This is a genomic window from Amycolatopsis sp. WQ 127309 (assembly GCF_023023025.1).
Lineage (GTDB): Bacteria > Actinomycetota > Actinomycetes > Mycobacteriales > Pseudonocardiaceae > Amycolatopsis.
Genome location: NZ_CP095481.1, coordinates 10,486,498 through 10,508,807, shown reverse-complemented (window position 1 = coordinate 10,508,807; position 22,310 = coordinate 10,486,498). Strand labels below are relative to the sequence as shown.

The 22,310-nt window shown below is 72.3% G+C and carries 18 protein-coding genes; 10 read left to right on the top strand and 8 right to left on the bottom strand.

The annotated features are described in order from the left end of the window. The first annotated feature begins 34 nt into the window (after positions 1 to 34). The 4 genes from MUY22_RS46405 to MUY22_RS46390 all read left to right on the top strand — a co-directional run bounded on the left by MUY22_RS46405 (position 35) and on the right by MUY22_RS46390 (position 8,527). A complete protein-coding gene (locus MUY22_RS46405; protein ID WP_247054514.1) occupies positions 35 to 5,026 on the top strand; it encodes a DUF885 family protein in 4,992 nt (1,663 codons plus the stop codon). Beyond that, positions 5,023 to 6,234, top strand: a complete 1,212-nt coding sequence (gene fahA, locus MUY22_RS46400) for a fumarylacetoacetase (RefSeq protein WP_247054512.1) — start codon at positions 5,023 to 5,025, stop codon at positions 6,232 to 6,234. Before MUY22_RS46405 ends, fahA begins: the two co-directional genes overlap by 4 nt. A 283-nt stretch (positions 6,235 to 6,517) precedes the next feature. After that, positions 6,518 to 7,447, top strand: coding sequence for a YihY/virulence factor BrkB family protein (locus tag MUY22_RS46395; protein ID WP_247054510.1), 930 nt, complete (start codon positions 6,518 to 6,520; stop codon positions 7,445 to 7,447). Positions 7,448 to 7,486: 39 nt separating this feature from the next. Then, positions 7,487 to 8,527 carry an LLM class F420-dependent oxidoreductase gene (locus tag MUY22_RS46390; protein ID WP_247054508.1) on the top strand — a complete coding sequence of 347 codons (1,041 nt, stop codon included), beginning with the start codon at positions 7,487 to 7,489 and terminating at the stop codon, positions 8,525 to 8,527. Positions 8,528 to 8,537: 10 nt separating this feature from the next. Here the strand turns inward: MUY22_RS46390 and MUY22_RS46385 are convergent, their stop codons facing one another. Next, positions 8,538 to 9,140, bottom strand: a complete 603-nt coding sequence (locus MUY22_RS46385; RefSeq protein ID WP_247054506.1) for a class F sortase — start codon at positions 9,138 to 9,140, stop codon at positions 8,538 to 8,540. Between the two features lie 251 nt (positions 9,141 to 9,391). On the opposite strand from MUY22_RS46385, the gene MUY22_RS46380 reads away from it, so the two are divergent. Together MUY22_RS46380 and MUY22_RS46375 are read left to right on the top strand one after the other, a co-directional pair. Beyond that, on the top strand, positions 9,392 to 10,363 hold the full coding sequence (locus tag MUY22_RS46380; protein ID WP_247054504.1) for a Ppx/GppA phosphatase family protein: 972 nt from the start codon (positions 9,392 to 9,394) through the stop codon (positions 10,361 to 10,363). Positions 10,364 to 10,413: 50 nt separating this feature from the next. Then, positions 10,414 to 10,596, top strand: coding sequence for a hypothetical protein (locus tag MUY22_RS46375; RefSeq protein WP_247054502.1), 183 nt, complete (start codon positions 10,414 to 10,416; stop codon positions 10,594 to 10,596). Between the two features lie 85 nt (positions 10,597 to 10,681). On the opposite strand, the gene MUY22_RS46370 is transcribed toward MUY22_RS46375, so the two are convergent. The 3 genes from MUY22_RS46370 to MUY22_RS46360 are packed head-to-tail and all read right to left on the bottom strand — an operon-like array spanning position 10,682 to position 14,197. Then, positions 10,682 to 13,084 carry a glycoside hydrolase family 65 protein gene (locus tag MUY22_RS46370; RefSeq protein WP_247054500.1) on the bottom strand — a complete coding sequence of 801 codons (2,403 nt, stop codon included), beginning with the start codon at positions 13,082 to 13,084 and terminating at the stop codon, positions 10,682 to 10,684. After that, a complete protein-coding gene (locus MUY22_RS46365) occupies positions 13,085 to 13,813 on the bottom strand; it encodes an HAD family phosphatase (RefSeq protein ID WP_247054498.1) in 729 nt (242 codons plus the stop codon). Positions 13,814 to 13,822: 9 nt separating this feature from the next. After that, positions 13,823 to 14,197 (bottom strand): helix-turn-helix transcriptional regulator, encoded by a 375-nt coding sequence (locus MUY22_RS46360; protein WP_247054496.1) that lies wholly within the window; start codon positions 14,195 to 14,197, stop codon positions 13,823 to 13,825. Positions 14,198 to 14,331: 134 nt separating this feature from the next. Between MUY22_RS46360 and MUY22_RS46355 the strand changes: the two genes are divergently transcribed. Continuing rightward, complete coding sequence (locus tag MUY22_RS46355; RefSeq protein WP_247054494.1) at positions 14,332 to 14,838, top strand: PaaI family thioesterase; 507 nt, start codon at positions 14,332 to 14,334, stop codon at positions 14,836 to 14,838. Here the strand turns inward: MUY22_RS46355 and MUY22_RS46350 are convergent. Continuing rightward, positions 14,835 to 15,161, bottom strand: a complete 327-nt coding sequence (locus tag MUY22_RS46350) for a nuclear transport factor 2 family protein (protein ID WP_247054491.1) — start codon at positions 15,159 to 15,161, stop codon at positions 14,835 to 14,837. The two genes, MUY22_RS46355 and MUY22_RS46350, sit on opposite strands and share 4 nt — an antisense overlap. A gap of 113 nt (positions 15,162 to 15,274) precedes the next feature. Next, positions 15,275 to 16,474, bottom strand: coding sequence for an ROK family protein (locus MUY22_RS46345; RefSeq protein ID WP_247054490.1), 1,200 nt, complete (start codon positions 16,472 to 16,474; stop codon positions 15,275 to 15,277). Between the two features lie 101 nt (positions 16,475 to 16,575). Between MUY22_RS46345 and MUY22_RS46340 the strand changes: the two genes are divergently transcribed. Further along, positions 16,576 to 17,316, top strand: a complete 741-nt coding sequence (locus MUY22_RS46340; protein ID WP_247054487.1) for a DUF427 domain-containing protein — start codon at positions 16,576 to 16,578, stop codon at positions 17,314 to 17,316. A gap of 4 nt (positions 17,317 to 17,320) precedes the next feature. Here MUY22_RS46340 and MUY22_RS46335 read toward each other — a convergent pair whose 3' ends face one another. Together MUY22_RS46335 and MUY22_RS46330 are read right to left on the bottom strand one after the other, a co-directional pair. Continuing rightward, the gene (locus MUY22_RS46335) at positions 17,321 to 18,619 is read right to left on the bottom strand and encodes a carotenoid oxygenase family protein (RefSeq protein ID WP_247054485.1); all 1,299 of its coding nucleotides are present in this window, start codon (positions 18,617 to 18,619) and stop codon (positions 17,321 to 17,323) included. Positions 18,620 to 18,623: 4 nt separating this feature from the next. Continuing rightward, positions 18,624 to 19,184 (bottom strand): hypothetical protein, encoded by a 561-nt coding sequence (locus MUY22_RS46330; protein WP_247054483.1) that lies wholly within the window; start codon positions 19,182 to 19,184, stop codon positions 18,624 to 18,626. 90 nt (positions 19,185 to 19,274) lie between these two features. On the opposite strand from MUY22_RS46330, the gene MUY22_RS46325 reads away from it, so the two are divergent. Both MUY22_RS46325 and MUY22_RS46320 read left to right on the top strand, forming a co-directional pair. After that, entirely contained in the window at positions 19,275 to 19,787 is a 513-nt protein-coding gene (locus MUY22_RS46325; protein WP_247054481.1) for a PadR family transcriptional regulator, read from the top strand. A 284-nt stretch (positions 19,788 to 20,071) separates the two neighbouring features. Next, positions 20,072 to 22,309, top strand: coding sequence for a xanthine dehydrogenase family protein molybdopterin-binding subunit (locus tag MUY22_RS46320; protein ID WP_247054479.1), 2,238 nt, complete (start codon positions 20,072 to 20,074; stop codon positions 22,307 to 22,309). The last annotated feature ends 1 nt before the right edge of the window (position 22,310 follow it).

Sequence of the window (22,310 nt, the reverse complement as noted above, 5' to 3'; positions counted from 1 at the left end):
AACGAGCACACCATCGACGCTGGGGGTCCTGCCCATGACCGCGGTCACCGAACTCGCCGACGAGTTCGTCGAAGCCCTGTACGCCGCCGATCCGCTGATGCCCGCGCTGCTGGGCACGCGCCCGGCGGAGCCCGGGCTGCCGGACGTCACGGCCGCCGCCGAACAGGCCCACCGCACCCGGCTCGCGGCGTTCGCCGAGCGCGCCCGCGCGCTGGACCCGGCCGGGCTGTCGGCCGAAGACCGCGTCACCCGTGAGGTCCTGATCACGTCGGCGGAAGACCGGATCGCGGCGATCGACTCCCGGCTGGCCGAGTTCACCGTGACGGACATGTTCACCGGTCCGGCGGCCATGCTGCTCACCGCGCTGCCGATGACGTCCGTGACCGCGGGGGCGGCCGCCGAAGCCCAGCTGGGGCGGCTCGCCGCGGTGCCGGAGTTCCTGCGCCAGGCCGCGCGGCGGCACACCGAGGGCCTCGCCGACGGCCTGACGCCGGTGGCCCGCCTGGTCGAGTCCGCTGTCGCGCACGTGGACCGCTACCTCGCCGACCCGGCCGCCGACCCGCTGCGCCGCCAGCCCGCGCCGGACGACGAGTTCGCGCGCCGGCGTGACGAGCTGCTCGCCGACGTCGTCCGCCCGGCCTTCGCCGGGTACCGCGAGTTCCTGGTCACCGAGGTGGCGCCGCACGGCCGCCCGGACGACCGGCCCGGCGTGTCGTGGCTGCCGCGGGGCGAGGAGATCTACGCGCGGCAGGCCCGGCTCCACACCACCACCGACCGCGCTCCGGCCGAGCTGCACCAGACCGGCCTGGACATCATCGCCGCGCTCGCCGTCGAGTACCGCGAGCTGGGCGCCAAGGTGTTCGGCACCGGCGACCTCGCCGAGATCTTCGAGCGCCTGCGCACCGACCCCGCGTTGCGCTGGACCAGCGGCGAAGAGCTGCTGGAGACGGCCCGCGCGGCCATCACCCGGGCCGACGCCGAGGCGCCGAAGTGGTTCGGCCGGATCCCGCCGCAGCCGTGGACGGTCGAGGCGGTCCCGGAGGACGCCGCGCCCGGCGCGCCCATGGCGTACTACATCCACCCGGCGACCGACGGCTCCCGGCCGGGCATCTACTTCGCGAACACCTACGAGGCCACCGAGCGGCTCCGGCACACGGCGGAGACGACGGCGTTCCATGAAGCCGTGCCCGGCCACCACTTCCAGCTCAGCACCGCGCTCGGCCTGACCGATCTGCCGCTGCTGCGGCGCATCGGCGACTTCACGGCCTACACCGAAGGCTGGGGCCTCTACAGCGAGCGGCTCGCCGACGAGATGGGCCTCTACTCCGACGACGTCGCCCGGCTCGGCATGCTCGCCGGCGACTCGATGCGCGCGGGCCGGCTGGTCGTCGACACCGGGCTGCACGCGCTGGGCTGGAGCCGGCAGCAGGCGGTCGACTACCTGGTCGAGCACACGCCGATGGCGCGCGTCGAGATCGAGGCCGAGGTCGACCGCTACATCGCGTGGCCGGGCCAGGCCCTGGCGTACATGGTGGGGCGGCTGGAGATCCAGGGCATCCGCGCGGCCGCCGAGCGGCGGCTGGGCACCCGGTTCGACATCCGCGCGTTCCACGACGTCGTGCTGGCCGGCGGCGCGCTGCCGCTGTCGGTGCTCGCGTCGGTCGTCGACGAGTGGGTGGCCGGGCACGGCGACACCGTCGGCGCCCTGGCCGACGAGTTCGTCGCGCTGATGTTCGAGCACGACCCGCTGGCCCCGTCGGTGCTCGGCCTGCCCGGGGACCACGACCGGCTCGCCGACCAGACCCGGGCAGGCCAGGAGCACTTCCGCGCGGCCTACACCGCGCTCGCCGCGCGGGCCCGGGCCATGCCGGCCGGGGAGCTGACGCCGGAAGAGGCCGTGACGCGCGAGGTCATCGTCGCCTCCGCCGAGGTCGAGGCCGATCGGCTCGCCTCGCGGATGACCGACATCGCGGTCAGCACCGGCTTCACCTCGCCCGCGCTCGGCCTGCTCATGCAGCTGCCCTTCTACAAGCTGGACGACGAGAAGAAGGCGCGCGGCTACCTCGCCCGGCTCGCCGCGATCGAGCCGTTCCTCGCGGAGCTCACCGAGCGGCAGCGCGAAAGCCTCGCCGACGGCCTGGTGCCGCCGGCCCACCTCGCCCGGGTCGGTGTCGAGTACATCGACCGCTACCTCGGTTCGCCGGACGGCGACCCGTTGAAGGCGGACACGGCCGCGGCGGTCGACGGCTTCGCGGCCGAGCGCGACCGGCTGCTCGCCGAGGTCGTCCACCCGGCGTACGCGCGCTACCGCGACTTCCTGCGCACCGAGGTCGAACCGGCCGGGCGGCCCGAAACGGCGCCGGGCATCGGCCACGTCCCGGGCGGCGCCGAGCGGTACGCCGCGATGATCCGCGCGGAGACGACGACCGAGCGCACCGCGCAGGACCTGCACGACACCGGCCTCGCGCTGATCGAACAGCTCGCCGGCGAGTACCGCGAGCTGGGCGGGAAGGTCTTCGGCACCACCGACCTCGCCGGGATCTTCGAGCGGCTGCGCACCGACCCGGCCCTGCGCTGGCGCGACGGCGACGAGCTGCTCGCCGGCGCCCGCGACGCCATCGCCCGGGCGGAAGCCGTGGCCCCGCAGTGGTTCTCGCGCGTCCCGGCGGAGAAGTGCGAGGTCGCGCCGGTCCCCGAGGCGGACGCGGCGAGCGGCACGATCGCCTACTACCTGCAGCCGTCGCTCGACGGGTCCCGGCCGGGCACGTACTACGCGAACACGTACGAGGCGGACAAGCGCCCGCGGTTCACCAGCGAGGCGATCGCGTTCCACGAAGCCGTTCCTGGGCACCACTTCCAGCTCAGCCTGGCTCAGGAACTGCGGGAGCTGCCGCTGCTGCGGCGGATCGGCATGTTCAACGCCTACGCCGAGGGCTGGGGGCTCTACACCGAGCGGCTCGCGGACGAGATGGGGCTGTACTCCGACGACGTCTCGCGCTTCGGCATGCTGACGCAGGACTCGATGCGCGCGGGCCGGCTGGTCGTCGACACCGGGCTGCACGCGCTGGGCTGGAGCCGGCAGCGGGCGATCGACTTCCTCGTCGAGCACACGCCGATGGCGCGGCTCGAGATCGAAGCCGAGGTCGACCGCTACACGGCGTGGCCGGGGCAGGCGCTCGGCTACATGGTCGGACGGCTGGAGATCCAGCGGCTGCGCGCGGAGGCCGAGCAGGCGCTGGGTGAGCGGTTCGACATCCGCGGGTTCCACGAAGTCGTGCTGGGCCACGGGATGCTGCCGCTGACGGCGCTGGCCAAGGTCGTCGCGGACTGGGTGGCGGCGGGCAGCGCCGGGGACACCCCGGACAGCCTCGCCGACGAGCTGGTCGCGGTGAACTTCGAGCGGCAGCCGGTCTTCCCGTCGGTGTTCGGCCTGCCCGGCGACCACGACAAGCTGGCCGACCAGAGCGCCGAGGCCGAGGCCCGCTTCCGGGCCCGGTACGCGGACATCGCCGCGCGGGCCGGGGCACTCGACGTCACCGGCCTGCCGGCCGCCACGCGAATCACCCGGGAAGTCGTGGTCTCGCAGGCGAAGACCGAGATCGACGTGATCGACTCCCGCCGGTCCGACGTCGCGGTCAGCGACGGGCTCGCCGCGCCCGCCCTGGAACTGCTGCTCTACCTGCCGCAGACGGTGCTGGACGACGAACCGAAGGTGCGCGGCTACCTCAGCCGGCTCGCCGGCATCGGGGACTACCTCGACGCGTTGATCACGCGTCAGCGCGCCGCCGTCGCCGAGGGCTTCGTGCCGCCGGAGTTCCTGGTGCGCATCGGGATCGGTTACGTCGAGCGGTATCTCGGCGCGCCGGCGAAGGACCCGCTGAAGGTGACACCGCCGTACGCGCTCGACGGCTTCGAGGCCGAGCGTGACCGGCTGCTCGCCGAGGTCGTCCGCCCGGCCTACGAGCGCTACCGCGCGTTCCTGGCCGACGAGGTCACGTCGGCGGCCCGGCCCGAGACGTCCGCGGGCATCGGGCAGCTGCCCGGCGGGGCCGAGCGCTACGCGGCGCTGATCCGCGCGGAGACGACGACCGAGCGCACGGCGCAGGACCTGCACGACACCGGCCTGGCGCTGATCGAGCGGCTCGCGGGGGAGTACCGCGAGCTGGGCGGGAAGCTGTTCGGCACCAAGGATCTCGCTGAGATCTTCGACCGGATCCGGACCGATCCCGCGCTGCGCTGGCGCGACGGCGAGGAGCTGCTGGAAGCCGCGCGCACGGCCATCACGCGCGCGGAAGCCGTGGCGCCGCACTGGTTCTCGCGGGTCCCGGCGCAGCAGTGCGGCGTCGCGCCGGTGCCCGAGGCGGAGGCGACGAGCGGCACGATCGCGTACTACCTGGAGCCTTCGCTCGACGGGACCCGGCCGGGCGTCTACTACGCCAACACCCACGAGGCCGAGAAGCGCCCGCGGTTCACCAGCGAGGCGATCGCGTTCCACGAAGCCGTGCCGGGGCACCACTTCCAGCTGTGCCTCGCCCAGGAGCTCACCGGGCTGCCGCTGCTGCGGATCATCGCGCACGTCAACGCGTACGCCGAGGGCTGGGGCCTGTACGCCGAGCGGCTCGCGGACGAGATGGGGCTCTACTCCGACGACGTCTCGCGGCTGGGCATGCTGACGCAGGACTCGATGCGGGCCGGCCGGCTGGTCGTCGACACCGGGCTGCACGCGCTCGGCTGGAGCCGGCAGCAGGCCGTCGACTACCTCGTCGAGCACACGCCGATGGCTCAGCTCGAGATCGAGGCGGAGATCGACCGCTACGCCGCGAACCCGGGCCAGGCGCTCGGGTACATGGTCGGGCGGCTGGAGATCCAGCGGCTGCGGGCCGAAGCCGAGCAGGCGCTGGGCGAGGCGTTCGACATCCGCGAGTTCCACGACGTCGTGCTCGGCAACGGGACGCTCCCGCTCCCGGTGCTCGCCACCGCCGTCGCCGATTGGGTGGCCGCGCGCGCCGCCCGGGACGAGGAGTGACCGTGACCTGGCTCGAACTCGCCGACGACACGCCGTTCGGCTTGGACAACCTGCCCTACGGCGTGTTCTCCGTGGGCGGGGCGCCCGAGCGCCGGATCGGCGTGCCGGTCGGCGACCGGGTGCTGGACCTGACGGCCGCGGCGGCGGAGACGGCGGCGTCGTTCGCGCCGCTGCTGACGTCCGGGGTGCTGAACCCGCTGCTGGCCGCCGGGCCGGCGACGTGGCGGGAGGTGCGCGAGAGCGTCCGGGAGTGGCTGACCGAGCCGCGGTACGCCGATCAGCTGCGGCCGCACCTGGTGCCGCTGACCGAGGTGACCACGCACCTGGCGATCGAGGTCGCGGACTACGTCGACTTCTACTCCAGCGAGCACCACGCGCTCAACGCGGGCAAGATCTTCCGGCCCGACGCGGTCGAGCTGCCGCCGAACTGGAAGCACCTGCCGATCGGCTACCACGGCCGGGCCGGCACGGTGGTCGCGTCGGGCACCCCGGTCGTCCGCCCGAACGGCCAGCGCAAGCCACGCAACGCCGACGCGCCGGCGTTCGGCCCGTCGCAGCGGCTGGACATCGAGGCGGAGGTGGGCTTCGTCGTCGGCGTCCCGTCCACGCTGGGCACTCCGGTGTCCACAGAGGACTTCGCGGCGCACGTGTTCGGCGTCTGCCTGGTCAACGACTGGTCGGCCCGCGACCTGCAGGCGTGGGAGTACCAGCCGCTGGGCCCGTTCCTGGCCAAGTCGTTCGCGACGTCGGTGTCGCCGTGGATCGTCCCGCTCGACGCGCTGGAGCACGCCCGCGTCGCCGGCCCGCCGCAGGACCCGGAGCCGTTCGAGTACCTGCGCACCAGCGAGAAGTGGGGCCTGGACCTGGCGATGGAGGTCCGGCTCAACGGCCACCTGGTGTCGAGCCCGCCGTTCGCCACGCAGTACTGGAACGCGGCCCAGCAGCTGGCCCACCTGACGGTCAACGGCGCGAGCCTGCGCACGGGCGACCTGTACGCGTCGGGCACGGTGACGGGCCCGGAGCCGCACCAGCGGGGCTCGCTGCTGGAACTGTCCTGGGGCGGCCGCGAACCGTTCGAGCTGCCCGACGGAACCACCCGCACCTTCCTGGAGGACGGCGACGAAGTCGCGATCACCGCAACGGCCCCCGGCCCGAACGGCACCCGCATCGGCTTCGGCGAAGTCCGAGGCACCGTAGTCCCCACCTGACCCCGAACCCGTCACCCGCGTGACCGAACCCGGAACTCGCGTGATCAGAGACGTGACTCGCGTGATTGGACCCGGAACTCGCGAGTTCCGGCCAGGATCACGCGAGTTCCGGCCAGGATCACGCGAGATCCGGCCCGAATCACGCGGGTTACGGGCCTGATCACGTGAGTTGCGGGCTGGGGGACGCGAGATTCGGGTTGGGGCGTGACGATCCCCCGGCGGGGGTGTCCGGACTGCGGGGGACACCTGCGGATGAGAGGGTCGGCGCGTGCAACGTGGAGCGGTGAAGGCCGTCGTGAGCAGGCCGTTCCGGCGGGCCGGGGCGACCCTGGCGCGGTACCGGGAACGCGACGGTGACCACTACGCCGCCGCGATGACGTTCTTCAGCCTCTTGGCGCTGGTGCCGCTGATCATGGTGGCCGTCTCGGTGGCCGGGTTCGTGCTGGCCGGCGACCGGCTGCTGTTCGCCGAACTCGACCGGGTCATCGCCGCCTCGCTGCCGCCCGAGCTGGGCGGGCAGGTCACGAACGTCGTGCACACCGTCGTCGGCGAACGCGGGCGGATCGGGATCCTCGCGCTGGCCGTCGCGGTCTACTCGGGCTGGAGCTGGATCAGCAACGTCCGCGACGCCGTCACCGCGATGCTCGGCCAGGAACGCACCCCGCGGCCGCTGCTGCGCGGCATCGCCGCCGACGTCGTGGCGCTCGCCGGCGTCGGGATCGCGATGGCCGTCTCCTTCGGCCTCGCGTCGCTCACCGGCGCGGCCGGCGCGTGGCTGCTCGAGGTGATCGGCCTGACCGGCGGCTTCGCGCACGTCGTGCTCGTCGCGGGCTCGCTCCTGCTCGGGCTGGCGGCGAACTGGCTGGTCATCGCCTGGTGCCTGGCCCGGCTGCCGCGCCGGGCACTGCCGCTGCGCTCGACGCTGCGCCCGGCCGGGGCCGCCGCCGTCGGGCTCGGCGCGATCCAGCAGGCCGGCGGCCTCTACCTGCACCTGCTCGGGCGCTCACCGGCCGTCGCGACGTTCGGCACGCTCGTCGGCGTCCTGCTGTTCGGCTACCTGATCGTGCGCTGGCTGCTGATGGTCACGGTGTGGATCACCGTCCGGGACGACCCGCCGGCCGGCACGTTCGGCGCCGACGTCCGGTACGCCGGCACGACGCTCGGGGCCGGCGCGTCGGCGGAGCTGGTGGTCCGCACGCTGACCGGCCGGTAACATCCGAACTAAGCGCTTGCTCACCACAGGAGGACGTCCATGAAGATCGGGACCGCGGTCAGCTACTCCGGAGGCTTCGCCGACAGCGTCGCCGACGTCGTCGAACTGGAGAAAGCCGGCCTCGACATCGTCTTCGTGCCGGAGGCGTACTCGTTCGACGCCGTCAGCCAGCTCGGCTACCTCGCCGCGAAGACCGAGCGTGTGCAGCTCGCGTCCGGGATCTTCCAGATCTACACGCGCACGCCGACCCTGACCGCGATGACCGCCGCCGGGCTCGACTTCGTCTCCGACGGCCGCTTCGTCCTCGGCCTCGGCGCCTCCGGCCCGCAGGTCATCGAGGGCTTCCACGGCGTGAAGTACGACGCGCCGCTGGGCCGCACCCGCGAGATCGTCGAGGTCTGCCGCCAGGTCTGGCGCCGCGAGCGCGTCGTCCACGAGGGCAAGCACTACACGATCCCGCTGCCGCCCGAGCAGGGTTCCGGCCTCGGCAAGCCGCTCAAGCTGATCAACCACCCGGTGCGCGAGCGGATCCCGGTGCTGCTGGCCTCGATCGGGCCGAAGAACGTCGCGCTCACGGCCGAGATCGCCGAAGGCTGGCAGCCGATCTTCTTCCACCCCGAGAAGGCCGCCGACGTCTGGGGCGCGTCCCTGGCCGAGGGCCAGGCGAAGCGCGACCCGGCGCTGGGCGAGCTGGACACCTACGTCACGGTCGCGCTGGCGATCGGCGACGACGTCGAGGCGCTGCTGGACCACGTGCGCCCGGTGGTGGCCCTCTACGTCGGCGGGATGGGCGCCCGGGGCAAGAACTTCTACAACGACCTCGCCTGCCGCTACGGCTACGAGGCCGAGGCGAAGCTGATCCAGGACCTCTACCTCGACGGCAAGAAGGCGGAGGCCGCGGCCGCGGTCCCGCTGGAGCTGCTGCGCGCGATCTCCCTGGTCGGCCCGGCGGGCTACGTGAAGGAGCGGCTGGCCGCGTTCGCCGAGGCGGGCGCGACGACGGTGATCGTCAACCCGCTGCAGCCGGGCCGCGAAGGCCGGGTGGCGGCGGTGTCGCAGCTGCGCGAGCTGATCGGCTGACCCCGCGCGCTCAGCTGGGCACGGCGTAGACGGCGACGCGCCGGCTGGTGACGCCGGCGCTGTCGAACGTCCCGTCGCTGGTGATCAGGCGCAATTCGGGCCCGGTGCCCTCCGGGGCGATGAGCGTGCTGTCCGGCTCGTTGGGCGGGAAGACCGCCGTGTGGCGGACGGCGAAGCTGGTGTCGTGGCCGGTTTCGTCGCGCACCACGATCTCCGCGCCGGGCATCAGGGTGCCGAGGCCGGCGAACGCGCCGTTCGCGTAGCCGAAGCCGGAGTGCCCGGACAGCACCGCGACGCCCGGGCTGCCCGGCGCCGGGCCGTCGGCGAACCAGCCGACGCCGTACGCCGTGCCGGGCTGCTCGCGGCGGCCGCCGGCGACCCGGCCGAGGTCGACGATGTGGTCGAGCGTCTGGTGGAGGTCGGGGATCCGCAGCCCGGCCGGCGGGGCGCCGGACGGCACCGCGGCGGGGCGGCCCGGGTCCGGGGCGCCGGCGGGCAGCGAGGTGTCCGGGGTGAGCACGAGGGTGACGCCGACGAGGACGCCGACGAGCCCGGCCACCACGGCGAGCACCACGCCGGCTGGTCGCACGAGTTCGGATCGCCGTTCGCTCACGTTCGCCTGCTCCACACCTGTTCGATGTCTCAACAGTCGCGATCCGCTGAGTGGCGTTACCGAATCGTGTCCAGTGGTGTCGAGGTTCACTCGATTGGGTTATCTGCCTGTGATCTGCGCGTCAGAAAGGCCCGTTGAGAGCGGCAAAATGCGTCAATGTCCGGCACCGTGAGGGGAGATCCGCCAAAATAACTGGTTTCGACCGGTCGGACTGGGGATATTCACCAGGCGGAAGTGAGGTGCGCCGAGCTGTGCGGAAAATTGAAGAGCCGGAAGCGGGCACAGTGGGCGTGCTGGACGTCGGATCGTTCAGCGCCCGGCTGGTGGTGGTGCCGGTCGCCGGCGCGTCCCTCGCGCCGGTGCTCAACCACCAGACGCGCCTGCGCCTGGACCGCGAGCTCGACGCCCGCGGCCGGCTGACCGCCCGCGGTATCGCTTCGGTGACCGCCGCCGTCGCGGCCGGCATGACCACCGCCTACCGCCACGGTGTCAGCAGTGTGTACCCACTGGCGACGTCGTCCATTCGCGACGCGGTCAACTCGGCCGACGTCGTCCGGCACGTCGCCGGCGAAACCGGCGTCGAGCTGCAGTTCCTGTCCGGCCGCCGCGAGGCCGAGCTGGCCTACCTGGCCGCGCGCCGCTGGTACGGCCCGAAGGCCGGGCCGCTGCTGATCCTCGACATCGGCGGCGGCACGGTGGAGCTCGCGGCGGGCTGCGGCGAGCAGGCCACGTTCGCGAAGTCGCTGCCGATGGGCGCGCGCTCCCTGACCCGCGACTGGCTGCCGACCGAGCGCGTCTCGGGCAAGCAGGTGAAGGCGTTGCGCGCGTACGCGCTGGACCAGGCCACCGCCGTGCTGGGCGCCGCGGACATCGCGGGCCACCGCACGGTCGGCTGTTCGAAGGTCCTGCAGCAGCTCGCGCGGCTCGCGGGTGCCCGGCCGGGCAAGTCCCGCGACCTGCGGCTCGACGACCTGCGCGCCTGCATCCCGCGGCTGGCCGCGATGCCGACGTCGAAGCGGGCCGAGCTGCCGGGCATTTCCCGCAACCGCGCCCACCAGGCCCTGGCGGGCGCGATCGTGGCCGAGGCCCTGCTGAGCGTCGCCGGCGGCCAGGTGACGATCTGCCCCTGGTCCACGCGTGACGGCCTGCTGCTCTCCCTGCGCGACGACGCCGTCAAGGGCCACCGCCGCGGTGGCCGCCGCGGCCGGGTGCAGGTCGCCTGAATCCCGCCGTCCCCTGGTCGTGGCCGGGAAAACCGGGTATCCCGGAAGGTATGAGCCAAACGCAGCGGTCCCACGGCAAGGACGACGAAGACGACGAGCTCCTCAAGCTGCCCACGGCGGGGCAGCTGACGCACGACGTGCCCACCACGCCGGACCCGGACGTCAAGCCGGCCGGCACCGAGGAGATCCCGGACCCACCCGGCCGGGACGCGGTGAGCGACCTCCCGCAGTGACCGGCCGCCGAAGTCCGTGAATGCCACATCCAGGGACGAGTGGTCCCTCGATGTGGCATTCACGGACTTTCGAGGTCAGCGCCCTTCAGCGCCCTTCGGCGGTGATCGGGTTGGACGGCTCCTCGAACTGACGCAGCTTCGACGTGTCGCGCCGCATCGGGGCGCGGCCCGGCGGCTGGTGCGGCGGGTCGCCCGCGTCGATCTTCGGGATCGCGAACCGCTGGGGCTCGACGGTGACCGTGACGCGCTCGCCGTGGTGCAGCACCTGCAGCGGCTCGCCGGCCAGCACGTGGTAGGTGGCCTGGTCGGGATCGATCTCGACCTGGAACCGCGTGCCGCGGAACATCAGCCGGAAGGTGATCCGGTCCAGCTGCGGCGGCAGCCGCGGCGCGAACGCCAGCACGCCGCCGTGGTCGCGCAGCCCGCCGAACCCGGCCACCGCGCCCTGCCACGCCCCGGCCAGCGACGCCATGTGCAGGCCGTTGCGGACGTTGTTGTGCACGTCGTGCAGGTCGGTCAGCGCGGCCTCGGCGAGGTAGTCGTAGGCCAGCTCCAGGTGGCCCACCTCGGCCGCCACCACGGCCTGCGTGCCCGCCGACAGCGAGGAGTCCCGCACCGTGCGGGCCTCGTAGTAGGCGAAGTTGCGCGCCTTCTCCTCCATGCTGAACGAGTCCCCGCACATGTGCAGGGCCAGCACGAGGTCCGCCTGCTTCACGACCTGCTTGCGGTAGAGGTCGAAGTACGGGAAGTGCAGCAGCAGCGGGTAGTGCGCCATGTCGGTGCCCTCGTAGTCCCACTCGTCGTGGTCGAGAAACCCCTCCGACTGCGGGTGCACGCCGAGCTCCTGGTCGTAGGGCAGGTACATCGCCGCGGCGGCGGCGCGCCACGTGTCGAGCTCGACGGTGTCGACCTCGAAGTGGGCCGCGATGTCGGGGTGCCGCTCGCACGACGCCGCGGCCGCCAGCAGGTTCCGGCGCGCCATCAGGTTCGTGTAGACGTTGTTGTCCGCCACCGCCGAGTACTCGTCCGGCCCGGTGACGCCGTCGATGCGGAACGCGCCGTGCCGGTCGTGGTGGCCCAGCGATGCCCACAGCCGCGCGGTTTCCAGCAGAAGCTCGACGCCGTAGTTGCGCTCGAACTCCTCGTCGCCGGTCGCGTTGAGGTAGCGCAGCACGGCGTCGGCGATGTCCGCGCTGACGTGGAACGCCGCCGTGCCGGCCGGCCAGTAGGCCGAGCACTCGGCGCCGTTGATCGAGCGCCACGGGAACGCCGCGCCGCGCAGGCCCAGCTGGTGCGCGCGTTCCCTGGCTTTGTCCATTGTGGAGTGCCGCCAGCGCAGCGCGTCGCGGGCCGCGTCCGGCATCGTGTAGGTGAGCACCGGCAGTACGAACGACTCGGTGTCCCAGAACGCGTGGCCGTCGTAACCCGGGCCGGTGAGGCCCTTGCCCGCGACCGCGCGGCTTTCCCCGCGAGCACCGGCCTGCAGCAGGTGGAACAGCGCGAACCGGACGGCCTGCTGCAGCTCGGGATCACCGTCGATCTCGATGTCCGAGGTGGCCCAGAACTCGTCGAGGAACTCGCGCTGCTCGGTGAGCAGGCCCTTCCAGGTGGTCTGCCGGGCCCCGGCCAGCGCGGCCTCGACCTGCGAGCGCAGCGCCGGCACCGAGCGCTGCGCCGACCAGCCGTAGGCGAGGAACTTCGTGATCCGCAGCCGCCCGCCCTTGGGGACGTCGACCGCGACGGTGAGCCGCGCGAGGTCCTCTTCGGAGTGGATCCGGGCGCGGATCCCGTCGTCCACCTCGATCTTGTGGTCCATGGCCGCGGCCATCCGCAGCCCGGAGCGCCGCGTCTGGTGCACCAGCACGGCGTTGTAGTCGGTGGCGCGGTGGAACTCGCCCACCAGCGGCGACTCCAGCGCCGCGGCCACCCGCGGGTCCCGGGTGTCGGACTCGATCGGCTCGTTGGCCAGCAGGTCGGACTGCACGACCAGCTGCAGGTCCTCGTCGAGCGGCTCGACCTCGTAGCGGATCGCGGCGATCGCGCGCTGGGTGAACGACACCATCCGCTCGGTGCGCACGCGGACCCGGCGCCCGGTGGGCGAGGACCACTCGGTCGTCCGGGTCAGCGTGCCGCGGCGGAAGTCGAGCACCCGGTCGTGCGCGGTCGCCGCGCCGTAGCGCATGTCGAGCGGCTCGTCCTCGACCAGCAGCCGGATGATCTTGCCGTCGGTCACGTTGACGACGGTCTGGCCCTCTTCGGGGTAGCCGTAGCCCGCCTCGGCGTACGGGAGCCCGTGCTCCTCGTAGAAGCCGTTGAGGTAGGTGCCGGGCAGGCCGCGCGGCTCGGCTTCCTCGAGCGTGCCGCGCAGCCCGATGTGGCCGTTCGACACCGCGAAGGCCGATTCGGTGCGCTGCAGGGCGTCGACGTCCATGCCGCGCCACCGCAGTTCCCACGGCGAGCACTCGTACCCGCGTGGTTCGTCGCTCATTCAGTCCTCCAGCAGTTCGGCGAGGTCGTCGACGACGACGTCGGCGCCGTGCGCGCGCAGTTCTTCGGCCTGGTCGGCCCGGTTGACGCCGACGACGTACCCGAACCCGCCCGCCTTGCCCGCCTGGACGCCGGACTGGGCGTCCTCGAACACGGCGGCGTGTTCGGGTTCGACCCCGAGGGCTTCGGCGCCGGCCAGGAACGAGTCCGGCGCGGGCTTGCCCTTGAGGTGCTGCTCCCGGATGGTGAGGCCGTCGACGCGGGCCTCGATGTATTTGCTCAGGTCACCCGCGTCGAGCACCTTGGCGCCGTTCGCCGACGACGTCACGACGGCGATCCGGAGCCCGGCGGCCTTGACCGCTTCGAGGTAGCGGATCGAGCCGGGGTAGGGGCTCACTCCGCGTTCGTCGATGATCTTCAGCACCAGCTCGTTCTTGCGGTTGCCCACGCCGTTGACGGTCGGGGCGTCGACCGCGTCGTCCGGATCGCCTTCCGGCAGCTCGATCCCGCGCGACTTCAGGAATTCCCGCACCCCGTCGGCGCGGGGGCGGCCGTCCACATAGGTCGCGTAGTCCTTGTCCGTGAACTCCTGGAACCCGGCGCCGTCGCGGGCGCGCAGATATTCGTCGAATGTCCGTTTCCAGGCCTCACGGTGGAGAACCGCAGTTCCGGTCAGCACCCCGTCGAGGTCGAATAGGCACGCGGTGATGGTTTCCGGCAATCCCGTCATGCCCGCACGCTACCGGTCATCGCCGGGGTTCGCGGGCTCTTCGGGGTGCGGTCGCACCCGATGGATGAGTTCGTGCACGGTGGCGTCGGCGAGCCGGTAGCGCACCACCCGGCCGGTGCGCTGCGTGGTGACCAGCCCGTGCGCCCGCAGCAGCCGCAGGGCCTGCGAAACCGCGGTGTCCGTCATGCCCGTGACCGCGGCCAGGTCGGTGACGCTGATCTCCCGCGCGTAGTGGATCGAGACGAGCAGCGCGAGCCGCGAGGGGTCGGCGACGACGGAGAAGCGCTGGGCCCATTCGGCGATGACGGCGCGGTCGCCGAGCCCGTCGGCCGCCGCGGCCACCCGCTCCGGGTCGATCAGCTTGCGGCCGGGGTCGGTGCTCACCCCCGGATGATTCCACCTGGGGTCCGGGCGGACCACCGGTGGCCTGGGTCACGCGCCGCTTGACGCTGCCGGGGGTTCGGACGACGCTGTCGAATTAAGACGCTTGTCATAGTCCGCTCGCCCGAGGAGTCCAGATGACCGATGTCGCCGCCGAGGCCGGGACCAGCTCGAAGACCATCACCTGGCAGGACCCGCTGCCGACCGCCCGGCTCGGCCGCACGATGTCCGGCTTCGAGTACCTGACGGCCATCGCCGAGGGCCGCATCCCCGGCCCGCCGATCGCCGCGCACTTCGGGCTGCGCTGGGAAAGCATCGGCCACGGCGAGGTCGTCGCGGTCCTGGAGCCGGACGAGTCGATGTACAACCCGATCGGCATGGTCCACGGCGGCGTCGCGGCCACGATGCTGGACTCGGTGGTCGGCTGCGCCGTGCACTCGACGCTGCCGGCGGGCGTCGGCTACTCGTCGGTGGAGCTCAAGGTCAGCTACCTGCGCGCGATCCACGCGGGCCGCGGCGAGATCCGTGCGACCGGCCGCGTCGTGAAGGAGGGCTCGCGGATCGCCTTCGCCGAGGGCGAGATCCGCGACGCCGAGGGCAAGCTGCTCGCGACGGCGTCGGGGACCTGCGTCATCACGCGCTAGCGGGCTTCCTTGACGTCCCAGTGCTCCACGAGCAGGCCGTCTTCGACGCGCAGGATGTCGACGACGGCGTAGCTGCTCCCGGGGAGCTGCACGCGCAGGTGCACCGCGACGAGGTCGTCCTCGGCGACGACGTGCTCGATCGTCGTGGTCCCGCCCATCAGCGGCGAGTTCGCCACGGCTTCGGCGAACGCGTCACGGCCGGCGGGGAGGCCGGGGCTGTGGGTGACGAAGTCGGGGTGCAGCACGGCCTTCGCGGCGTCGATGTCCTTGTGCACGAACAGGTTCTCGAGGCAGTCGACGACGATTTCGCGGGTTTCGCTCATGGCGTCCATGGTCGGCTTTCCGCGGGCGGCCGTCGATTACGCCGGAGGTAATCACCTCGGGGGCCGCGGACCACCGGGACCCGGAGATCACGGTGCCCCTCACGGCTCGAAAGTCAGGCCGCGCCCACGCGGCGGTCGAAGACCAGGCCTTCGGCCGCCCGCAGGCCCACGCTGATGGCGCCCGTCAGGACCGCGTCTTCGCCCAGTTCGCCCTGGACCACCTTCGGCACCAACGGCGTGAACGCGCGCAGGGCCCGGTCGATCGGTTCCAGCAGGAGGTCGGCCGCCGTGCCCATGCCGCCGCCCAGGACGATCAGTTCCGGGTCGATCACCGCCGCCACCGAGGCCACCGTGTACGCCAGGCGATCCGCTTCCGTCTCCACCGCGCGGCGGGCGAGCTCGTCGCCTTCGCGGGCCAGGCGGAACACCTCGCGGGCCGATTTCGCGGTGCCCAGGCCGAGTTCGCGGGCGCCGCGGACGACCGACTGGGCCGCCGTCGCCTCTTCGAGGTGGCCGCGGGTGGGCGGCAGGCCCGGGGAGTCGGCCGCGCGGGTGCGGCCGTACGGGAGGTAGCCGATCTCGCCCGCCGCGCCGGTGGCGCCGCGGAACACCCGGCCGTCGACCATGATGCCCATGCCGACGCCGGTGCCGATCGTGATGCAGCCGAACACCGCCACACCCCGCGCGGCGCCGCTTTCGCCTTCGCCGACGGCGGTGAGGTTCGCGTCGTTCTCCACCACCAGGCCCGGGCCCAGCGCGGCCTCGAGGTCGTCGATCAGCCCGGCCCGGCCCCAGCCCGGCAGGTTCGGCGCGTGCCGGAAGCAGCGCTTGTCCGGGTCGGCGACGCCGGGGGAGCCGACGACGCGGACAACGATGTCGGCCGCCGTCAGGCCCGCCTCGGCGACGGCGTCGGCCGCGATCCGGCCGACCGTGGCGACCAGCGTCGCGCCGGAGCGGGCGGAGTTGCGTTCGTCGCGGCGCGCCACGAGCGTCCGGCCGAGGTCCGACACGGCGACGCGGATGTGCTCGCGGCCGATGTCGACGCCCAGCACGTACCCCGCGGTCGGGTCGGCTTCGTACAGCACGGCGGACCGTCCGGTGCCGGTGGAGGTGTGCCCGGTCGGGCGCGCCAGCCCGGCCGCCTCGAGCGCGAGCAGCGCCTGGCTGACCGTCGGCTTCGAGAGCCCGGTGTCCTTCGCGACCTGCGGCCGCGTCGCCGGGCCGCTGCGCCGCAGCAGGTCCAGCACCGCGCGCTGGTTGATCTTCCGCATCCCGGCGGGGGTGCCGACCGTGGGGATTTCTACGCCGGCCACCGGTGCCCGCCTCCTGTTGTCCTCGTGCTCACTGCCAACCTAACCGCCGCGCCGCCGCCGGGGACGGGAATTCCGCCGGAAGGCCGTCCGTTGAGCCGACCATGAGCACTCCGGTACGCGGGCGGGTCCGCGTGGCACAAGGCGCGAAGCGGGTACGGGTGTTCCTCGGCGGGCGGAACGTCGCGGACACGGTGCACCCCCTCCTGGTGTGGGAAGTCCCGTACTACCCCACGTACTACTTCCCACGCGCGGACGTGGAGAGCGGCCTCCTCACCCCCTCCGGGCGGACGTCGCACTCGCCCAGCCGGGGAGAAGGTGTTCTGTCGACGATAAAGGTTGCCGGGTCCGAGGCGGTGGACGGCGCGCTGGAGTACCCGGATTCGCCCATCGAGGAGCTGCGCGGCCACGTGCGGTTCGACTTCGCCGCGTTCGACTGGTTCGAAGAGGACGAGCAGATCTTCACCCACCCCCGCGATCCCGGGGTCCGCGTCGACATCCTGCCCAGCTCGCGGCACGTCCGGATCGAGGTCGGCGGCGTGACCGTCGCGGACACCGTCCGCGCGCACCTGCTGTTCGAGACCGACCTGCCCACCCGGTACTACCTGCCGCGCGTGGACGTCCGGATGGATCTGCTCGAGAAGACCCAGACGGTGACGCACTGCCCGTACAAGGGGGCGACGGAGTACTTCTCGGTGACCGGGCACGAGGACCTCGCCTGGAGCTACCCGACGCCGTTGCCGGAGAGCACCCGCGTCGCCGGGCTGGTCGCCTTCCTCGACGAGAAGGTCGACGTCTACGTCGACGACGTCCTGCAGGAGCGGCCCAAGACCAAGTTCGCCTGAGTCCTCACGCGTCCGGCAGCCAGTTCCCGTGGAACCCCGCGGGCACCCGCTGCGGCAGGTGGACGACGGCGACCGGCGCGGCGGCGACGTCCCCGGCGTCGAAGACCACGAGGTCGCTGCGGTCTTCGGCGGCGTCGTGGACGTAGGTGAGCAGCCAGCCGTCGCCGCCCGCGGCGGGGACGAACACGGCCTCGCCGGGGGTGCGCCCGGGCGCGAAGACGTGCTGCTCGACGCCGCCGGTGTGCAGGTCGTGGCGGCGCAGGAAGCTCTGCTCGCCGTCGCGGCCGCCCTGCGTGACGTGCCCGAACCGGACGTCGGAGCCGGCGAACCGGTCGTCGATGCGGGGGAACTCGGCGGGCCGCTCGTCGAGCCGTTCCTCGGTGACGCGGCCGGTCGCCGGGTCGAGCGTCCAGCGCCACAGCACGCCGCGCGCCGGGTCGTGCCCCGCCCACCACAGGTGGTCGTAGCGGACGACGTGCACCACGATCCGGCCGTCGGCGGTGTCGTGCGCGTTGAGCGTGTGGAAGACGTAGCACGGCTCGACGTCGAACCAGCGGACGCCGCCGGCCGGGTCGTCGCGGCGCAGCACACCGAGGCGCGCGCCGTAGCCGGCGTCCCAGCGGTAGGGCATGCCCTGGCCGACCGACGCCGGGTCGAACACCACCGGCAGGTCGTAGAACACGGCGTGGGCCGCGGTGAGCGCGAAGTCGTGCATCATCGTCAGGCCCGGCACGTCGATCGGCTGCTTCACGACGAGCTTCCCGCTCGCGTCGGCGCGGTAGTAGCTCACGTGCGGCGCGGTGATGCTGCCGTAGCCGAAGAAGTGCAGTTCCCCGGTGGTGGGGCAGATCTTCGGGTGCGCGGTCATCGAGTCGGCCAGTTCGCCGCCGAAGTCGTACGCGCCCACGGTGTCCAGCTCGGTCGTGATCTCGTACGGCAGCGACGACTCGACGAGCGCGAGCGTCCGGCCGGCGTGGGTGACGACGTGCGTGTTGGCCGTGCTGGTGCGCAGGTTCCGGGAGCCGTCGGCGTTGTAGAGCACGGCGTCGTCGTCGCCGAAGCTCTCGGTGCGCACCCAGCGGTTGCGGTACCAGGCGGCGCGGCCGTGCTCGAGGCGGACGCCGTGCAGCATGCCGTCGCCGGTGAACCAGTGCTTGCTGCCGGTGCGCGGGTTGGGGCCGTTGCGCAGGTACCAGCCGGTCAGCTCGGGCGGCAGCGCGCCGGTCACCGGCAGGTCGAACGCGGTCAGCTCGTCGTGGACGGGCGCGTACGCCCCGGTGAGGTGGAAGTCGGTCGTGGTCATCGGGTCACGCGGCTTTCTGCGCGCGGGCGCGGACGATGCGCGGGTAGCGGACGGTGAAGGCGACGGGGACGGCGAAGCCGAGGACCTTGAGCACGATCAGCGCGGCCGTCGCGTGCGGGGCGTAGTGCAGCAGCGCGATGCCGGCGAGGCCGGTGACGGTGAAGCTCACGGCCCACACGAGCGTGATGATCAGGTTGACGCGCTTGAAGCCCGGGTTGTCCCACAGCTCCGGCGGCGTCATCGTCTTGGCGATGCCGAGGGTGAACGGGCGGCGCAGGAGGATCGAACCCCAGGCGGTGAGCGCCAGCCAGGCGTCGGTGAGCGCGCCGGTGTAGGTCTTCAGCGGCGACGCCGGGAAGCTGAACGCGACGACGGTGAGCAGCGCGAAGAAGGCGAGCGCGCTCAGCTCGATGATCAGCGTGGCCGTCTTGCGGCCTTCACGGCGGGCCACGGCGAGCAGGACGGCGGCCAGCACGAGCCCGGTGAGGGCCGACCAGCGCCAGTCGAACTGGGTCGCGACGACCGCGAAGGCGATCCACGGGATGAAGCTCTTGAGGTAGTTCATGGCCGGTCTCCCCATGACGTTCCAACTATGACATGTCGAAACTAGAGGGTCATCGTTGGACATGTCAAGTGTGGAAGGTAAGATGGGGGCATGAGCCTTCGACACGCGGTGCTCGGCATGCTGGACGAGGCGCCGGCCAGTGGTTACGACCTGCTGAAACGCTTCGAGCAGGCGATGTCCAACGTGTGGGCGGCGACGCAGAGCCAGCTGTACGGCGAACTCGGCAAGCTCGAGAAGGCCGGCCTCATCCGGGTCCTCGCCGAGGGCCCGCGCGGGCGCAAGGAGTACGAGATCACCGAGGACGGCCGCGTCGAGCTGCGGCACTGGCTGGTCGAGGTGAAGCCCAACCGGTCCCCGCGCAACGAGGTCCTGCTGCGCGTCTACTTCCTGGGCTCGGTGTCGCCGGAGAAGGCGAAGGAGTTCATCGAGTACATGGGCGAGAACAGCCGTCAGCGCGAAGAACGCCTCACGGAGCTGGAAGCGTCGATCGACTGGGGCGACGACAACGAGGCCCAGTACGGCCGCCTGGTCCTGGAGTGGGGCAAGCGCTTCTCGGCGATGAACCGCGAGTGGTCCGAATGGGCCGTCAAGCAGATCGAGTGACTCGCGTATAACGCCCTATATGGGACCGCCCGGCCGTGTCGGCTCCGACGTCGGCTGGACCGGCCGGCGCACTCGCTTGCGCCGTCCGGCACTGTGGCGGCGCACACATTCGGCGGCTTCCGCTGTCATCTCGTCACAGAGATGGCCTGACACGACTACGCCGCGTTGACGCCCTGACAACGCCTGCTTAGCGTGACCCGGGTCACGAGGTCCCCGCCTCCCCGCCACGCTGCTCCGTCCCGTGCCGCTGTGACGCGCACCCGGAGCCCCCGAAGGGATTCCCGATGGCCAGTCCCACCACCGAACCCGCGAACCCGGGGCAGGTCGGCCGCCGCCGGTTCCTGACCTACCTGGTCGCCGCGCCGACCCTCACCATCGCCACGAAGCTGACCGCGGACGCCGTCACGCCGGCCGTCGCCGAAGCTTCGATCCCGACGCTGCCGCAGCCCGCCGAGATCCTCGACCTCGGCGACGTCCTGACGCTGTCGGGCGTGCCGACCGCCGGGTTGCTCGTGCTCGAGATGACCGCGGACGGCCGCGCGCGGCTGCAGCTGCCGCGCTGCGAGGTGGGCCAGGGCATCAGCACGGCGAACGCGATGCTCGTGGCGGAGGAGCTGGACCTGCCGCTGGACCGCGTCGACGTCGTGCTTTCCGACGCCCGCACCGAGCTGCTGTTCAACCAGCTCACCGGTGGCTCCAACACGATGCGCTCGCTGTACGACCCGGTGCGCCTCACCGCGGCGACCGCGCGAGCGCGGATGATGGCGACGGCCGCGGCGCAGTGGGGGACCGACGCGTCGCGACTGTCCACACGCGACGGTGCGGTGTGGGCGCCGGACGGCCGCAAGGCCGGTTACGGCACGCTCGCCGGGCCCGCGTCGCGCGCCGGCCTCAGCATCGGCGTGGTGCAGCCGAAGCCCGAGTCCGCGCACACCCTCGTCGGCACGCCGACCTCGCGCAAGGACGCCCGCGCGATGGTCACCGGGCAGCAGGTCTACACCCTCGACCTCGACATCCCGGGCGCGAACCCGGTGATGGTGCGCCGGCCGCCGACGATCAACGGCACCGTCAAGAAGGTCGACAACGAAGCCGCCGTCCGGGCCATGCCGGGGATCATCGACATCGCCGTCGTGAAGACCGGCGTCGCGGTGATGGCCGAGACGTTCGGCCAGGCCCTCGACGGCAAGGACGCCCTCGACGTCACCTGGGGCCCGGGCACCGTCGACGGCGAGAACAACGAGACGATCAAGAAGAAGCTGCACGACGCCACGCTGCCGTTCGTCGTGCCGCCGCTGCTGACGCAGTACGTCGACGGCGAGTTCGACTTCGCGTTCGCCAGCCACGCGCCGATGGAGTCGAACTCCGCGGTCGCCGACGTCCGCGACGGCAGCGCGACCATCTGGGCCGGCCTGAAGTCGCCGATCGTGGCGAAGCAGACCATCGCGCAGGAGCTGGGGCTGCCGGAGAACAAGGTGACCGTGCACGTCCAGCAGGGCGGCGGATCCTTCGGCCGCCGGCTGTTCTTCGACGCCGCCCTCGAAGCCGCACACATCTCGCAGGCGATGAAGAAGCCCGTCCGGCTCATGTGGAGCCGGATCGACGACATGCGCCACGGCCGGGCGCGCGCGGCGAGCCACCACAAGATCCGCGCCACCTTCGCGCTCGGGCAGGTGCTCACGTTCGAGCACCGCGTCGCCAGCGTCGAAACCGATTGGAGCCACGGCCTCGGCGAGATCCTCACGGCGTTCGCGGCGAAGCTGCCCGTCGCCGGGAACCTGAGCTTCGCGCAGACGGTGTTCCTGCTGACGATCAAGTCGCCGTACAACTTCGGCGTCACCACACAGCTGCTCAACGAGGTGCCGCTGAAGTTCCACACCGCGGCGTGGCGCTCGGTCTACTCCGCGAACACCCGCGGCGCCGAGGAGATCATGGTCGACGAGATCGCCGCGAAGCTCGGCAAGGACCCGGTGCAGTTCCGCCGCGAGTTCATCAAGGTCGACCGCCAGCGCGCGGTGCTCGACAAGGTCGCCGAGCTCGGCGGGTGGGGCAAGAAGATGCCGAAGGGCTTCGCGCAGGGCATCGCGGTGCACGGCGAGTACAAGTCGTTCACCGCTTGTCTCGTCGAGCTGGACGCCCGCGACCCGAAGTACCCGCGCGTCACCAAGGCGACCATCGCGGTGGACGTCGGCAAGCCGGTGAACCCGCGCGGCATCCAGGCGCAGATGCTCGGCGGCCTGACCGACGCGATCTCGACGACGCTCACCGCGGGCCTGCACATCGACAAGGGCCTGCCGCTGGAGGGCAGCTACTCGCAGTTCCACTACGCGCGGCAGAAGAACTCGCCGCCGGACGTCACGGTGCACGTCATGCCGGCGACCGGCGACGACATCGGCGGCGCGGGCGAGCTCGGCCTGCCGGCACCGGTCGGCGCGATCGCCAACGCCTACGCCCGCGCCACCGGGATCAAGCCCCGCAGCTTCCCGCTCACGTTCCCGGTCGACTTCGACCCGTTCCCGCGCTGAC